The organism is Vibrio sp. TRT 2004 (assembly GCF_050113735.1).
Taxonomy (GTDB): domain Bacteria; phylum Pseudomonadota; class Gammaproteobacteria; order Enterobacterales; family Vibrionaceae; genus Vibrio.
This window is the reverse complement of record NZ_JBNJOH010000031.1, coordinates 36,832-53,083: the sequence shown is the minus strand read 5'-3', so window position 1 is coordinate 53,083 and position 16,252 is coordinate 36,832. Positions and strand designations below refer to the sequence as shown.

The 16,252-nt window shown below is 42.1% G+C and carries 15 protein-coding genes; 5 read left to right on the top strand and 10 right to left on the bottom strand.

Annotated elements, in window-relative coordinates:
- Window positions 1-27 precede the first annotated feature (27 nt).
- A complete protein-coding gene (locus tag ACQEXR_RS13315) occupies window positions 28-2,646 on the bottom strand; it encodes an ankyrin repeat domain-containing protein (protein ID WP_054395013.1) in 2,619 nt (872 codons plus the stop codon).
- Window positions 2,647-2,775: 129 nt separating this feature from the next.
- Here ACQEXR_RS13315 and ACQEXR_RS13310 point away from each other — a divergent pair, with 129 nt between their 5' ends.
- From ACQEXR_RS13310 to ACQEXR_RS13300, 3 genes are all read left to right on the top strand, one after another.
- The gene (locus tag ACQEXR_RS13310; RefSeq protein WP_054395014.1) at window positions 2,776-3,693 is read left to right on the top strand and encodes a viperin family antiviral radical SAM protein; all 918 of its coding nucleotides are present in this window, start codon (window positions 2,776-2,778) and stop codon (window positions 3,691-3,693) included.
- A 77-nt stretch (window positions 3,694-3,770) separates the two neighbouring features.
- Window positions 3,771-4,388: a deoxynucleoside kinase gene (locus ACQEXR_RS13305; RefSeq protein WP_054395015.1), complete on the top strand. Its 618-nt coding sequence runs from the start codon at window positions 3,771-3,773 to the stop codon at window positions 4,386-4,388.
- Between the two features lie 691 nt (window positions 4,389-5,079).
- Window positions 5,080-5,883 (top strand): glycosyl hydrolase 2 galactose-binding domain-containing protein, encoded by an 804-nt coding sequence (locus ACQEXR_RS13300; protein ID WP_427020510.1) that lies wholly within the window; start codon window positions 5,080-5,082, stop codon window positions 5,881-5,883.
- Here ACQEXR_RS13300 and ACQEXR_RS13295 read toward each other — a convergent pair.
- From ACQEXR_RS13295 to argR, 5 genes are all read right to left on the bottom strand, one after another.
- A complete protein-coding gene (locus tag ACQEXR_RS13295) occupies window positions 5,880-6,272 on the bottom strand; it encodes a DUF2061 domain-containing protein (protein ID WP_427020509.1) in 393 nt (130 codons plus the stop codon). The two genes, ACQEXR_RS13300 and ACQEXR_RS13295, sit on opposite strands and share 4 nt — an antisense overlap.
- Window positions 6,273-6,420: 148 nt before the next feature.
- Window positions 6,421-6,858: a universal stress protein gene (locus ACQEXR_RS13290; RefSeq protein ID WP_427020508.1), complete on the bottom strand. Its 438-nt coding sequence runs from the start codon at window positions 6,856-6,858 to the stop codon at window positions 6,421-6,423.
- Window positions 6,859-6,876: 18 nt separating this feature from the next.
- Window positions 6,877-9,456: a TRAP transporter permease gene (locus ACQEXR_RS13285; protein WP_426951951.1), complete on the bottom strand. Its 2,580-nt coding sequence runs from the start codon at window positions 9,454-9,456 to the stop codon at window positions 6,877-6,879.
- Window positions 9,457-9,682: 226 nt separating this feature from the next.
- Window positions 9,683-10,651, bottom strand: coding sequence for a TAXI family TRAP transporter solute-binding subunit (locus tag ACQEXR_RS13280; protein ID WP_427020507.1), 969 nt, complete (start codon window positions 10,649-10,651; stop codon window positions 9,683-9,685).
- Between the two features lie 332 nt (window positions 10,652-10,983).
- The gene (argR, locus tag ACQEXR_RS13275) at window positions 10,984-11,454 is read right to left on the bottom strand and encodes a transcriptional regulator ArgR (protein WP_269377972.1); all 471 of its coding nucleotides are present in this window, start codon (window positions 11,452-11,454) and stop codon (window positions 10,984-10,986) included.
- Window positions 11,455-11,788: 334 nt separating this feature from the next.
- Between argR and mdh the strand changes: the two genes are divergently transcribed.
- Both mdh and ACQEXR_RS13265 read left to right on the top strand, forming a co-directional pair.
- Window positions 11,789-12,724: a malate dehydrogenase gene (gene mdh, locus ACQEXR_RS13270; RefSeq protein WP_427020506.1), complete on the top strand. Its 936-nt coding sequence runs from the start codon at window positions 11,789-11,791 to the stop codon at window positions 12,722-12,724.
- Window positions 12,725-12,820: 96 nt separating this feature from the next.
- Window positions 12,821-13,012, top strand: coding sequence for a hypothetical protein (locus ACQEXR_RS13265; protein WP_138971929.1), 192 nt, complete (start codon window positions 12,821-12,823; stop codon window positions 13,010-13,012).
- Window positions 13,013-13,063: 51 nt separating this feature from the next.
- Here ACQEXR_RS13265 and ACQEXR_RS13260 read toward each other — a convergent pair whose 3' ends face one another.
- The 4 genes from ACQEXR_RS13260 to ACQEXR_RS13245 form a co-directional block, all read right to left on the bottom strand.
- Window positions 13,064-13,453: a RidA family protein gene (locus tag ACQEXR_RS13260; protein WP_269377974.1), complete on the bottom strand. Its 390-nt coding sequence runs from the start codon at window positions 13,451-13,453 to the stop codon at window positions 13,064-13,066.
- 135 nt (window positions 13,454-13,588) lie between these two features.
- Window positions 13,589-14,050: an aspartate carbamoyltransferase regulatory subunit gene (gene pyrI, locus ACQEXR_RS13255; protein ID WP_138971931.1), complete on the bottom strand. Its 462-nt coding sequence runs from the start codon at window positions 14,048-14,050 to the stop codon at window positions 13,589-13,591.
- 16 nt (window positions 14,051-14,066) lie between these two features.
- Window positions 14,067-14,996 carry an aspartate carbamoyltransferase gene (pyrB, locus tag ACQEXR_RS13250; protein WP_138971932.1) on the bottom strand — a complete coding sequence of 310 codons (930 nt, stop codon included), beginning with the start codon at window positions 14,994-14,996 and terminating at the stop codon, window positions 14,067-14,069.
- Between the two features lie 250 nt (window positions 14,997-15,246).
- Window positions 15,247-16,251: an ornithine carbamoyltransferase gene (locus ACQEXR_RS13245; RefSeq protein ID WP_427020505.1), complete on the bottom strand. Its 1,005-nt coding sequence runs from the start codon at window positions 16,249-16,251 to the stop codon at window positions 15,247-15,249.
- Window position 16,252 lies beyond the last annotated feature (1 nt).

Genomic DNA, 16,252 nt, shown 5'->3' with positions numbered 1-16,252 from the left:
GCTACGACGATTAATGGATGTAGCCGATCAGATCGTAGCTTCTTGATTTAGTTCCATCGATTTAAGCAACAAAGCCATTTCTCTGGCCAATTGCTCAGGTATTATTCCTTTTGAATCTTCAATCTTTAGTAGCTCAGGTCTCTTTTCAATTAATAGTTCAATTATAGGCAGATCGCCCATGCGAGTAGCCGTATGTAACGCTGTTGCACCTTCTTCGTTAATTAACGTTGCATCACAACCATGCTCTAGTATTAGATAAGCTGATTTTAAGCATCGACTAGCTGCTGCTGCATGAAGGGCTGTTCTACCCGTGAAATCTTGAAGATTCGGATCTGCGTTTGCTTTTAGTAATGCTTCTACCGTTTGATGATCTCTGTTGTTTGCAGCTAACATCAAAGGTGTCTGGAGTTTAAAGTCAGTTATATTAACGATTTCTGGCCATAATTCGATGATTTTCCTGATGCCTGTAACCATTGCACTAAATACATTACTAATTTCGTTAGCAATATCGATTTGTTTATAAGAATTTAATTTAGTACGCATTTCATAGCTCATCTTCATCATTAGAAAAATGATGCTATCTGCTTGTGGATATTTCAGTTGTTTCTTTTTTAAAGCTTTGTGTTTTTTTAGTACTAGCTCAATAGAACGTCCATTTTTTATACACTCTACGAAATCACGACTAAACTTTTCCATATCGCTAGAACAAGAAGCAAAAAGCGGTTGATAGTTAGGATAGCATTGATATAACTTTTCCCAAAAATACTCATGTAACCCACGCGAAACGTCATAAATATTAGATTCTCCTTTCAGCCCCCCCCAGTAGTACATGTCTCTAAAGTACTTTTCGTGATTATTAGGAATGAGTTTTTGGTTTGCTATAGCCAATGCGAATGCATCTCTAGCTAACAATCCTCTAAACTTTCCAAAGCTGTATTTCTTACATTCATCGATAGCCAAATTTAGATTTTTTTCTGCTTCTTTAAGCTTGTTCTGCGCAATATAATGAAGTGCTTCATAACGTAGTATATTTGCTTTTGAAAATTCAAAATCATCACAGTTTTTCGCCTCATCGAGTAAAGCAGATACCTTTTCTTCGGTTTTTGAATCAAACTTCTTAAGGAGTAGATGAGCTTCTAGTTCAAATAATATTCGCTTCATCGACTCAGTAGGTGTGGCTTCTAGAAATTTTAACCTTTCAACAATCATGTCAACTATATTAGGATTTGAATATTGATTCACCTGAATAATTCTAGCTCCATATACCACCTCAAAATCATCAATATCCTGCAATTGTTTAAATGGAGCTTTATTTTGTTTTAGCTTATCTATCAAAACATCTCTACGCATAAGGTAATTATTTGAATAATCGCCTTCTTCTTTTATAAGTTTATTTATTTTTTTAAATTCATATTCAGACGTAGGAAATATATTATCTAATATATCCTCTTCTCCAGAACGGCTAAAAATATCATTAATTCTATCTGTAGTGCTCCATGGAATACTGTGGTTATTGGCTGAGGTAAAAATTCGCAATAAATCGTACCTTAAAAAAGAAGGAAGTTGTTCTTCAAAAAACTTATTTTCCTCATGGTGTCCTAAATTTCCCTTTTGAATATGAGCCTCAAAAGTCAGGTTATATACATAGTCGTAAAGTTCAACTAACTGAAGTGTTTTATTTTCATTTAAGTCAAAACATAGCTTATCAACTTCAGGTGTTAAATACTTAACTAATTGCTCATATCCCTCTTGAATAGCTCTGGCTATCAGCAACCTCATACGTATCACTTTAGAGCTTGGTGCCTGATATCGTACTTTTAGTTTCTGTACAAAATCTTGCTGCTCCGCTGCTGAGCATTCACTCCTTAATATTAGCTTTAAGTCTTCACAATCAATAGCTATTTCATGCTGTAAGTCATCATAAGACAAACCTTTTTTTTCAATAAACTCCAGAGCCTGTTCAAATTGCGAAGACTTTTCATCAGGCTCAAAGCAGCCACAAAACTGTATATTCACTTTGTCCGAAAACGTTTTCTCGATACTTGATATTTCAGGGGTGCTCGTGCCTTTTTGCCAGTTGTAAAGATTCCTTAATACTTTCTCGTATTGATCATCACTATCTAGATCGTTGTCTAAATTATTAGCAATAGATGTTTTGGTGTTTTGGATTAAGTCGATAAGCCAATTCAAGACTTGCGGTACAGGGAGAAGAAGCTGCGTAGGTTCAATCGTAGAGTCTACGGCAGGAAGATACCAAAACCGTCCGCCAGGCATACCCTCATCCATTTTTGATTCAATTTGCCAAAATACCGTATGTCTCGCTAGAGCTGGTATGATAACCCTGGCTAAATAATGCCAAACGATTTTTCTTTGTGACGCCTTTGAAGAATAAACATTGAGTTCGATGTTCTTATGCATCAAGTAATCATCTGCAACATTGGAGATCAGGTCTTCTTTCGCTCTTTCATCAAGCCCTAAAGCATCCGCTATATCACCCAAAATACTTTCCCAAGTATTAGATAAATTATCCATCGTCATCTCGACATATTTAAACGTGCTTTTCGATTTTGAAGTCATCTGACTATTAGCGCCAAGCGCTTTAGCAATTTGAAGAAGTACCGATTCGAAGGTTGGAAAAGTAGCCACTGAATGTCCTTTTATTGTTTCGTTTTCCGCTAGAAAAAGAAATTTGATGGGGGGGGATGTTGCTTTTCATTTTTCTACAGAGCCGATTTTATCATACTGAAGCCATCTGAATACCTGAGTATAAAAAGCATGACAACAACACAATCTAGAAAAACAAAAGAACTCGTAATCAATTGGCACATGACAGAGGTCTGCAATTACAGTTGTAAATACTGTTTTGCAAAATGGGGCCGCCCCAAAGAACTCCATCGTTCAGAACAGGCAATCGCTAACTTATTGGATAAGCTAGCAGACTACTTCATCAAAGGCACTCCAGTCTTAAAAGAAAAGCTGGGGTACGAAAGTGTTCGTCTTAACTTTGCAGGAGGGGAACCAATGATGTTAGGAAATACGTTCGTTACCGCTTTGGTTCTTGCAAAACAAAAAGGATTTAAAACCTCAATCATAACTAATGGACATTACCTAATTCATGGAAAATCACCGTTGCCGAAAGATACTTTAGACATGATTGGAATCAGCTTTGACAGTCAGTACTTAAGTACACGTATGAAAATAGGAAGAAACGATCGAAAAGGGAACTCTTTTGGTGTTAATGATTTAACACATGCTCTAGCGAACCTTACACAGTCACAAACAGGAATCAAAACAAAGATTAATACTGTAATTAATAGTCTTAATTGGGAAGAGGATTTCTCTAATTTAATTTCTAGTCTAAAACCATACAAATGGAAAGTATTACAGGTCATGCCTTATGGTGATAATGAAATACTAATTTCCAAAGAACAGTTCGATAATTTTGTTCAAAGACATAGTGGATTAGGGTTACCTATGTATTCTGAGTCTAATTCTACTATGACAGAATCATACTTAATGATTAGTCCAGAGGGTTGCTTTTACCAAAATACTGCCAATAAACCTGGGTATAAATATAGCGAATGCATTAATTCATGCGGTGTGGAAAAAGCTCTTTCTCAAATAGAGTTTAATCCAATTACGTTTGCTTCAAGATATAAAGAAACCAATATAGATATTGTAGAAATCTCATAAATCTACTAACAAAAAATAAATCTAGGTTCCTTATTATAGGAGCTATAAATAATCACAAAATACTAGATGAGGAACAGATGAATAAATTTATCGTTTTTGAAGGGTTAGATGCATGTGGAAAAACAACATTAAGCTCTCTATATGCGAAAGAAATGAATACTATCGTTCATAATGCGGTAGTCCCTGAAGCTCATGATCTAAGAAAGGTCATTGACTCCTATGAGTCAAAAGAGAGTGCATTTCTATTTTTTTTGTTAAATAATTTATTGAAGAGTAACGAGGTTTCTAAAGTATTAAACGATGAAGATATCATATTAGACAGATATATATTTTCAACTTTGGCTTACCAAACAATTATGCTTGGAGAAGATATTGTCAAAAAAATTTTTGACACACTTAGAATTAATAAAAAAATACTTCTTCCAGAAGTGATCATTTTTGTTAAAGCCGATATTGAAACAATAAACAACAGAATAGAGACCAGAGGTGGTACAGTTCAGTGGTACGGCGATGCGGTTACGCAAAATAATAGTGTTGAATCAGCATATCACAAAGTTTTTGAATGGTTTGATATTCCAATTGTAGAGGTCGATACATCAGAAAAGCATGGCCGTTCGGTAGAAGAAAATTACCAACTAATGAAAGATCGGGTCGAGCACGTTCTTTCGGGAGGGAATAATTTGTACAGTTTCTAGTTCGATATCTCTCGGTGATATTGCATTAATATGCGGACACAAACGGCTCGTAAAGAAAGCCGCTTCTGCTTATGTTTGGGAGAAAATGAGCACTACTGCTCCGTGATGCGACATAAGCAAATGTAAGGTGACATTCTGGCTAGATTGAACAGCGATTTATTGCGCAAACTCATAAAGGGGCAGAAACGTGTTTGTTATACTCGCTCACTTCGCATCTGCTAAGTGGACTGACAGAGATAAAGTGACAGACTTTATTGGATTCGAACGATTATTGCTTTCCGACAGCTATTCGTTAGTTACTAACGAATAGCCAAATCACTTACGTCTCTCTAGCTTTTCAAATTCATAAAGTTTGCCAAGCTAAAAGGTGAGAATCTTGAGGGAAGTAATTCACACCTTTAGGCGGATTTTTCGTACAATTACGTGAAAATGTGAGAATGGTGAGGGATGCGTTGCTATGACTACTATCTCACACCAATTTTAAGAAAAGAAGTGTAAGGGTGTCAGGTGGTGAAGACGCACTTTACCCTGATGAAGATGACGACGACGAAGAGTAATCTCTGACATCGCACCGAATTTAAATACCAGCCACTAGGCTGGTATTTTTGTTTTGTCTCAAAGGCTGAGTATCTTTTGCCTGTTGATTCGCATTATAATCAGGCAACTTTGATCTAGGACAATATTTGCACCGATGAAACTCTCCCTTGCAGGCCTTTGGCAAGTTTCCCCACTGACTGATTTATCTATTCCACAAGATGACATCACGTTTCCAGCCCCTTTAAGTCAGGTTTTACCTAACACCTTATCGGAAGAAGACATTGCGGAGCAGGAATGGCACTTGATGCACGATATTGAAGTCGATGAAACAATGCTGAACTTCCCATCGGTAGACTTGATCATAGCAGGTGTTGATTATCACGCTGAAGTGCGCCTCAATGGTGTTGCAGTCTTCGACTGTGATAAATCTCAGCCAGTCTACAAAAAAGATATTCGTCCTTATCTGCAAATGGGTCGTAACCGTTTTGAAATTCTGTTTCTTCAAGACGAAGACGATTGGTTACTCGATGAAGAAGGCAGCAATGATCTTTGCCATTTAGGAGCCATTGACACACACAAATTTGATGAACGCATTGGCATCTGGAAGGAACCGTATTTGCAGTTCATCCGCAATGTCCGTTTGGAACATGTGGCCACTGAACAGATTTGGCATCACGGCGGAGGTTGTGAGTTTTTGGTTGATCTGCACTACAAAACCTATTTGCCTGGCTTAGTATCCGCATCGGTGAAGTTTAACGGCATGACGTATAACCTGCCCATTGACGTGCGTGATAACCATGCGAGCGCACTGTTTCAAATTGAAGCCCCGATTTATGCCGATAACGTTGCTCCAAAACTTGAGGATCTTTATTTGCTCGAGGTGACGCTAGACGGCCAAATCCAACGCTTTCACGTTGGGCTGAGTAAAGAGATGTGTGTATCCCACTATCCGCTTTAGGCGTGACTGCAATGCCAGTTAAGGGTAGCGTCCTGTTTGCGCTGCCACACCTTCTCATGGAAGTAGTAAGCGAAGGTATTAATGGTTGGCTCTATTGAGGCCATGATACCTCCAACAAATGCATCCCCAGTCATTACATAAACCACACCAAATGCGACACTAAAATGCACAACTGCAAAACTGGTTGTCTTGATTTTTGCTGAGCGCGAAAAAGATTTCAGTAACTGGCTTTTTGTCCAGATCTGCTCGTGAAAATAGAAAGCGACAGTGTTTACTGAAGGCTCGATCATCGCGATCAGGCTACCGATGATCAGATCACCTGTCAGCAGGTATGCCACTGTAAATGCAATCGTAAAGTGAAGAGATGCGAATGTTAGTGTCTTTTTCATCTTGATAGCTCGATGTTGTTGTCGATGGAGCTATTATTGATAACTATTCGCATTAATTAAATTGGCTTGTTTCGATATATTTAATAGGAAAAACCTATTAAAAAAGGGTGCCAACACGGCACCCTTTTGAAACACATAGCCAAGGTTGTTAGCCTTGTGGTTTTACTACCAATACATTGATCGGGGAGTTTTGAACCACTTTACTTGCGACAGAGCCAAGTACGACTTTGTCGATCTTCGAACGTTTGTGGCTTGGCATGACGATAAGATCGGCACCAAGTTTCTCTGCGAAATCAAGAATGGTTGAGTAAGGCTTACCTTCCGCAACATGAACTTTGTAGACGATATCTTCAGAGATGTGCTCTACCGCGAACTTTTTGAGCTGATTTTCAACATCGGCTTTCATCTTCATGGCTGCATCTTTAGGGAAGTAGCTAGCCACCATTGACATGTGAATGCCAGGCAATACATTCAAAAGGTGAACCACCGCATTTGAGTGTTTTGCGTGCCAAATAGCAAGCTCGACAGCTTTATCGGAAAAGCCTTTGTCGTTCAGATCGACAGGAACAAGAATTTGCTTATACATTATTGATTCTCTTCATTGTTACGCGCTCAGTTGTTCCTTTCGAGCTCGTCGTTTTTGGTTTAATGCAAGACCAATTAAGAGGATCAGTGCAGGTACGAACACCCACTCTTTCATTGGTCGATCCGCGGCCACGACAACCGAAGTTATCTCCCAGTCGAAATCGATCCCAGCCGCTTCGGCAGGGCTACCAAACTCAACCATATCAACAACCATGCGGCTGTCGGTGTTGTTGAGCATCAAGCCCATCGAACTGATTCTCTCATCGGCGGTGGTGGCATTATCTTCAAATGGAAGACGTACCGTTTTCGAAATGAAATCACCCTCAAGGTTTTCACCCGATACGATCAGTTCAATACTTTCGCCAACATTCAACTGCTCGGTAATTTGAGAAATTTCAGTACCTGGGTAAAGTTCTTTAGCTGGGTAAATCTGATCCCACCAATAACCCGGACGGAAGAAAGTAAAGGTTAGGAAAAGCAGCAGCACAGTCTCCCACCATTTGTTCTTGGTAAACCACCAGCCTTGTGTTGCCGCTGAGAATATCAGCATTGCTATCACAGACGATATGATCGTAAGCAATAAATGCCACCAACTATCAATTCCCATCAATAATAGCTGGGTATTGAAGATGAACATAAATGGCAAGATTGCTGTACGAATATCGTAGGTGAAACCTTGGATACCGGTTCGAATCGGGTCTGACTTTGCTATTGCAGCAGCAGCGAAAGCCGCTAAGCCCACTGGTGGAGTATCATCTGCCAGAATACCGAAGTAGAACACAAATAGATGGACAGCAATCAGTGGAATGATGAAGCCACTTTGAGCGCCTAACGTCACGATCACGGGAGCCATCAGAGTTGAAACAACAATGTAGTTTGCTGTTGTTGGTAGACCCATACCTAAGATCAAGCTGATCACTGCGGTGAACACCAGCATCATGATGATATTGCCGCCAGAGATAAACTCGACAAAGTCAGTCATTACCAAACCGATACCAGTTAGTGTTACGACGCCAACAACGGTACCCGCTGCCGCTGTCGCGACACCGATACCGATCATGTTACGTGCACCTGAGACCAGGCTTTCGGCAAGATCAACAAAACCGACTTTAGTCTGCTCAGCCACGTCGCCCTCTTTCGATAATACGGCGATTAGTGGACGTTGAGTGATCAAGATAAAGATCATAAATACCGTCGCCCAAAACGCCGATAGACCCGGAGAGAAACGTTCAACGGTTAAACACCAAACTAATACAACGATAGGAAGTAGGTAGTGCAAACCTGATTTGATGGTAGGCCCTGGATCTGGAACTTCCGTTAGTTCAGCATCAATCTCGATCGCCCCTTCTTTCGCATAGCTTGCAGATATCTTCACTAAAGCCACATAAGCAATCAGAAGTGCAACAGTGACAATTGGTGTTGCGGCATCACCAAATACATCTTTAGTCCAGCCAACACCGTAATAGACAGCCCCACTGATCACGCAAAGACCTAAGATGGTGCCAGTAAAAGAAAGTAGGCTATTAATAAATTTAGGCGTATGACGACGAGGCAGACCAGTCATGCCCGCTTTACAAGCTTCAAGGTGAACAATGTAAATTAGGGCAATGTATGAGATCAGAGCAGGCAGAATCGCGGCCTTGATCACTTCGACATAGGAAATACCCACATACTCCACCATAAGGAAGGCTGCGGCACCCATAATCGGTGGTGTTAGCTGGCCATTCGTTGAAGCGGCAACTTCAACGGCACCCGCTTTAGTACCTGGGAAACCAACACGTTTCATCAAAGGAATGGTGAATGTACCGGTTGTTACTACGTTAGCAATCGACGAGCCTGAAACAAGTCCAGAGAGACCTGATGCAACGACGGCGGCTTTCGCTGGACCGCCTCTCATGTGACCAAGTAGAGAGAAAGCGACTTTAATGAAGTAAGCGCCCGCCCCCGCTCGCTCAAGCATTGCTCCAAAGAGTACAAACAGGAAGACAAACGAAGTTGAAACACCCAGTGCCACACCGAATACCCCTTCGGTAGTCAGCCACAAGTGAGACATTGCTTTGCCAAGACTCGCACCTTTGTGAGCGATAACGTCAGGCATGTAAGGGCCGCCAAAGGTGTACAATAAAAACACAGCAGCAACGACCATCAACGGGGGACCGAGTGCACGACGAGTCGCTTCTAGAAGTAGCAGCATACCTGAGATAGCGATAGCGATGTCAAACGTGGTAGGTGCACCAGAACGGCCCGCGAGTTCGGTATAGAAAATATAGATATAGGCAGCGGAAAAACTACCCGCTAGCGCAAGCAACCAGTCAACAACTGGAATGCGATCACGTGGTGAATTCTTCATTGCTGGGTAGGCTGTAAACGCGAGAAATACAGCGAACATTAAATGAATAGAACGTGCTTCGGTATCGTTGAGTACGCCAAAGTTAAAAATGAACGGCAGAGGGGATGCGTACCAAAGTTGGAACAGTGACCAACATAGCGGCACAAACCATAGGATGCGACCTGACAGTCCAGCAGGAGCACGCGCACCAGTATCGGATTGAGCTACCATTTCTTGCACATCTTGAGACGGAGTTGTTGTCTTCGACATGTACTTAATCCTTATTATAAATGGTCCGTATATTTATGATTATGAGAACCTTTATTTTGCATCTTTCATTGTAGTGAAAAGATGAAATATTGCTCAGTTGTATGGTTTCTTGGGTATATAACGAGGTAGAGCTTCTAGAGAATGAAACTCAAAATAGAGTCTAGTATTTTAATGAATACGAGTTTTAACCAAGGAGGCGAATACCTCCTTGGTTTTCAAAGAGGGCTTACTTAAGTAGGCCGATCTCTTTGTAGTACTTCTCTGCACCTGGGTGTAGAGGGATAGAAAGACCTGATTTAACCATGTCTTCTTTCTTCAAGTTTGCAAACGCAGGGTGTAGGCGTTTGAATGTATCGAAGTTCTCGAATACAGATTTAGCAACGTTGTAAGCAACTTCGTCTGACACTTTTGTCGAAGTTACCATTGTTGCCGCAACACCAAAGCTGTTTACGTCTTTGTCTGTACCACGGTACATGCCAGCAGGAACTGTGCTGTATGCGTAGTAAGGGTTGTTTGCAACGATTTCATCGATCTTCGCACCAGTTGCTGAAACGAGTGTCGCATCACATGAAGTTGTTGCTTCTTTGATAGATCCATTTGGGTGACCAACTACGTATACGAACGCGTCGATCTTGTTGTCACAAAGAGCTTGGGAACGCTCAGAACCTTTAAGTTCAGAAGCCAGTTTGAAGTCTTCGTTAGTCCAACCCATTGCTTCCATAACCACGCCCATAGTTGCGCGGTCACCAGAGCCTGGGTTACCAATGTTTACACGCTTACCTTTAAGGTCAGTAACATTTTCAATACCAGCATCGCTACGAGCGATGATGTTGAATGGTTCTGTGTGTAGAGAGAATACAGCACGTAGCTCTTTGTACGGGCCTTGCTCAGCAAACTTACTTGTACCGTTGTAGCCATGGTACTGCCAGTCAGACTGAACGATACCGAAGTCTAGTTCACCAGCACGCATCGTGTTTACGTTGTAAATAGAACCACCAGTTGATTCTACAGAACAACGGATGTTGTGTTCTTTACGGCCTTTGTTGACTAGCTTACAGATAGCACCACCAGTTGGGTAGTAAACACCCGTTACAGAGCCAGTACCAATAGTGATGAACTCTTGAGCGTTAACTGCGCCAGCGCCCATAACAGCAGCTGCAATCGCACCAACTTTAATAAGTTTGTTCAATGCCATGAATTTCCCTTCCTTTATTCATTATTAACCCTAAGCAATTGTAGTTGCTGTGGGAGTTTCCTATAAACGGAAACGGCACCTTTTCCAATCCGTATGTTGAAAAAGCGGCTGAATAATATCAAAAAATTGGCACATAATTACACGATTGTTAAAGAATATAGACAATATGCCTAGTTGTTCTAACAATGTTTAGTGAATATTTCGAGATTAAAATCTTTTAAAATCATCGAGTTATACTCTGGCCTAAACAAAAGAATGATTTATTTAAGATGTGATCTAAATCACGCCGCTAAATTGGCGGCGCGATTTATATTTTGCTGTTTTATATGAAACTAGCCTGTGTATTCAAACAGATCACACACAGAGGCAAAGAGTTGCTCTGTAGTAATTGATAACGTTGGCGTAATGAAGATGGTATCGTCCCCAGCGACAACACCTAAAATGCCTTCTGATTTGCCCAGTGAATCGAGTAAGCGAGCAATTAACTGAGCGGCTCCCGGGCCTGTGTGAATCACAACGAGTGCATTGTTGTGGTCGATATCTAAAACCAGCTCACGCAAAGAGCTTGAAACTGTAGGCACACCAAGCTCTGCTGGAAGGCAGTAAACCATTTCCATTTTTGCATTGCGAGTACGTACAGCACCGAACTTAGTCAGCATGCGTGATACTTTTGACTGGTTGATATTCTCAAACCCTTCGTTTTTAAGAGCTTCCACAATGTCGCCTTGGGAGCCAAAACGTTCTTCTTTTAGCAGGGCTTTGAAAGCGCGAACGAGGTTATCTTGTTTTTCTGAATGGCGCATGGTTCTCTTTCTATGTTGGTGAATATAAAAAGCAAGTGAATATTCTCGCATAGCTATGCACATAGTGCCAACTTCAAGCCCAATTTCTGTCTAGCATATCACTGTAAACTTCAAGGTTATTTTCCGTAGAAATGCCTCTTAAATCTTTGTCATCAAAGGTAAAGCAGATCATAATAGCCGCAATGTGTGTAGCACGCTTTAGTTGCATTGCGCAAGGTCGCAAAGCTGACGTTAATTGATTGTAATCAGGTTGTGATTGGTTTAGCTTGAACGCAGCTGATTTTAAATCGCCCTACAAAACATATATAAGAGAATCTTCTCAAGGAGAACTACGATGAAAGTAGCTGTTATTGGTGCCGCTGGTGGCATCGGTCAAGCCCTAGCCCTTCTACTTAAAAACCGCCTTCCTGCTGGTGCAGATCTCGCTCTGTATGACATTGCGCCTGTGACTCCGGGTGTTGCAGCAGATCTAAGCCACATCCCAACACCAGTATCAATCAAAGGTTATGCTGGTGAAGATCCAACGCCTGCACTCGAAGGTGCTGACGTTGTACTGATCTCTGCGGGTGTGGCACGTAAGCCAGGTATGGACCGTGCGGATCTATTTAACGTAAACGCGGGCATCGTGAAGTCTCTTGCTCAACGCATCGCAGATGTATGTCCAAAAGCAATGGTTGGTATCATTACTAACCCTGTAAATACCACTGTGCCAATTGCAGCTGAAGTTCTTAAGCAAGCTGGTGTTTACGACAAGCGTCGTCTTTTCGGTGTAACTACGCTTGACGTAATTCGTTCAGAAACGTTTGTTGCTGAGCTGAAAGACAAAGATCCAGGCCAAGTACGTGTACCCGTTATCGGTGGTCACTCAGGTGTTACGATTCTTCCTCTACTGTCTCAAGTTGAGGGTGTTGAGTTTACGGCTGAAGAAGTAGAAGCACTGACTAAACGTATTCAAAACGCAGGTACTGAAGTTGTTGAAGCTAAAGCGGGTGGCGGTAGTGCGACTCTATCTATGGGTCAGGCGGCATGTCGCTTTGGTCTTGCTCTAGTTAAAGCACTTCAAGGTGAAGAAGTGATTGAATACGCATACGTTGAAGGTGATGGTGAGCACGCACCATTCTTCGCACAGCCAGTGAAACTAGGCAAAGACGGTGTAGAAGAAGTACTAAGCTACGGTGAGTTGAGTGACTTCGAGAAATCTGCACTAGATGGCATGCTTGAAACACTTAACGGCGACATCCAAACGGGTGTTGACTTTGTAAACAAGTAATCCAATTTGAATAATGATAAAGCCGACTTTTGAGTCGGCTTTTTTGATCCTTTTGTTTTTCCTGCTGTACTTACTGAGTAGCAGAGGAGAAAAAAGATGGATATTAGGGAGCTAGAAAAGGGCATGCTAGTTGAATGCCGTCAGGGAGTTGGAGTCGTGGTCGAGACGGATGAAAGTACGCATGCGGTCGTGATCGAAGACCGAAGCTCACATCAAAAGTTTGAAGTTGATGTTGAGGATTTGATTGATGAGCCTCAGCTTCATCATGGATGTGAACGTTACTATTAGCGAAAACAAAAAAGCGAGCATTAGAGCTCGCTTTTTTGGGGATGGCTTCGATTACTTACGTACAGCGATGGCTTCGATTTCGATACCAACATCTTTTGGTAGACGAGCAACTTCTACGCAAGAACGTGCTGGGTAGTGAGCAACATTGTGCTCATCAAAGAACTTACCGTAAACCTCGTTTACTGTGCCGAAGTCATTTAGATCTTTTACAAACACCGTTAGTTTTACGATGTCTGATACAGATAGGCCAGAGGCTTCAACTACTGCTTTTACGTTTTCTAGAGACTGACGAGCTTGTTCTGCGATGTCAGATGATACTTCACCCGTAGCTGGGTTTACTGGGATTTGGCCTGAAGTCAGTACCATGTTACCAAGGTCAACACCTTGCACATATGGGCCGATAGCTGCAGGAGCTGATTCAGTGTGAAGTACTTTAGTCATTGTTATATTCCATCTGTTTAGGGTTACTGGAAGAAAACTCAGTTTGCCGCGAATCTCGTGCTTCGTAAAGGTAAAAATCCCTGCTTGAGTTAAGCAGGGACAAATTCTTACCTTAAGTTAACTCTCAAATATTCATTAACGCTCAGTGACGATTTCACGAGAGAAAACTTTCTCACAGTACTTGCACTTCAATCGAATATCGTTGTTTTTCTCGAATACTTTAAAGCTACTTTCTACTGGCTCACCGTGTGTGATGCAGTTGGTGTTCGGACACTCAAATACATTATTCACTTGTTCTGGTAACTCGAGAGCCAGCTTCTTAACAACCTGATAGTCTTCAATTTGGTTGACCGTGGCATGCGGTGCATAAAGCGCTAATTTGCTTGCCTGCTCTTCAGTGATAAACACATTTTCGATCTTGAGTAGGTCTTTATGACCTAGGGCAGATGAAGGCAGGTTTAAGCCCACGGTTACGCGCTGTTGTGATTTATGCATTGAAAACAGCTTGAGCACCTTAATGCCAATTTGTGCTGGAATGTGGTCGATTACGGTGCCATTTTTAATCGCTTCAACCTGCAATTGAGTTTCTTTGTTCATGGTTTTTTCTCCTCGATTACAGTGTTTCATTTAGTACAAGTGCAAGTAGAGCCTGACGTGCATATACGCCATTTTCTGCTTGTTCGAAGTAATAAGCGTGTGGGGTTTTATCAACATCCACTGTGATTTCATCGACACGTGGAAGTGGATGAAGCACTTTAAGATTTTCACGTGCACCTTCTAGCATGGCTGCCGTAAGAATGTATGCGGATTTAATATGTGCGTATTCAGATTCGTCGAAACGCTCTTTTTGAACACGAGTCATGTAAAGAACGTCTAGGTCTGGAATAACACTTTCCATATCGGTGTGCAAACTGTATTGGATGCCAGCTTCGTCGAGTTCTTCGCAAATGTAATCTGGCATTGCAAGCGCCTCTGGAGCGATAAAGAAGAAGCGGATGTTGTTAAATTTTGCCAACGCTTGGGTAAGTGAGTGGACAGTACGACCATATTTAAGATCACCTACGAAAGCGACGTTAAGCTCATCCAGTCGACCTTGCGTTTCTGCAATAGAGAAGAGGTCCAGTACGGTTTGAGTTGGATGTTGATTTGCTCCGTCGCCACCGTTAATCACTGGTACACCATTAGAAAACTCAGCAGCTAGGCGCGCTGCACCTTCTTGAGGGTGGCGCATAACAAAGGCATCAACATACGAAGAGATAACTTGAACGGAATCCGCCAATGTTTCACCTTTCTTCGCCAGTGAAGTATTACCGCCATTATCGAAGCCAATGACATCACCACCAATGCGTTGGATTGCGGTTTCGAAAGAGAGACGTGTACGGGTTGATGGTTCGAAGAAGCAGCTTGCAACCACTTTGTTTTTAATTAACTCAGGTTGCGGCTTAGCCTTCAGCTCTCCAGCCGTTTTGACAATCAATTCCAGCTCTTCACGTGAAAGCTCAGGAATTGAGATAATATGCTTGTTATAAAGCGTGTTTGTCATAATCATCTTCCCAGTCATGAATTTTAGGCACAAAAAAGCCCCCCATTAAGGGAGGCTTTAGAAATCGGTGAAAATAGAAAAAACAAGTCCCAGTAAGCGTGTTGGCTTACTCACTGTAATACGCTTTTTAGAGCACGAATTACGTGGCATTGTTTTACTATCTCCAGACAAATTGCCGAGCATTATACGCTGAAGAATGGTGAACGCAAGCGATTACATCGACGGTTTTAGTGTCGAATCTTACCTAAGATTAACTACCGAGTGTGGCAACCATCACAGCTTTAATTGTGTGCATTCGGTTTTCCGCTTCATCGAAAACGATAGAGTGTTCGGACTCAAACACGTCTTCCGTCACTTCCAGTCCTTTCATTCCGTATTTCTCAGCGACTTGTTTCCCTACAGTGGTTTCATCATTATGGAACGCAGGTAGACAGTGCATAAACTTCACTTGTACATTGCCGGTTTTAGTAATCACATCCATGTTGACTTGATAGGGGGTCATCATTGCGACACGTTCATCCCAAGCTTCTGGTGCTTCACCCATGGATACCCACACGTCTGTGTACAAGTAGTCACAACCTTTTACGCCTTCTTCAACGTTTTCGGTTAAGGTGATTTTTGCGCCCGTCTGATCTGCGATCTGCTGGCAAGTGGTGACCAATTCTGCTTCTGGCCAGAACGCTTTTGGTGCGACAAGGCGGATATCCATCCCCATTTTAGCCGCGCCTACGAGTAGGGAGTTGCCCATGTTGTTGCGTGCGTCACCAAGGTAAGCGAACTTAATCTCATGCAGTTGTTTTCCACGCCCATGCTCAAGCATAGTCAAAAAGTCCGCCAGAATTTGTGTCGGGTGAAACTCATCCGTCAGGCCATTCCAAACCGGCACACCTGCGTACTGACCGAGTTCTTCAACAATGGATTGACCAAAACCACGGTATTCAATGCCATCGTACATTCGGCCAAGGACTCGTGCGGTGTCTTTCATCGACTCCTTGTGTCCGATTTGAGATCCAGATGGACCGATATAAGAGACCTGTGCTCCTTGATCAAAAGCGGCAACTTCAAAAGCACAACGTGTGCGAGTCGAGGCCTTTTCGAAGATGAGCGCAATGTTCTTACCGACCAGTTTCTTCTGTTCGGTGCCAGCATATTTGGCTTTCTTCAGATCCGCAGAGAGATCAAGCAGAAACTGAATCTCTTTCGGGGTGAAATCGAGTAGCTTTAGGAAATTTCGGTTACGTAGATTGAAGGCCATA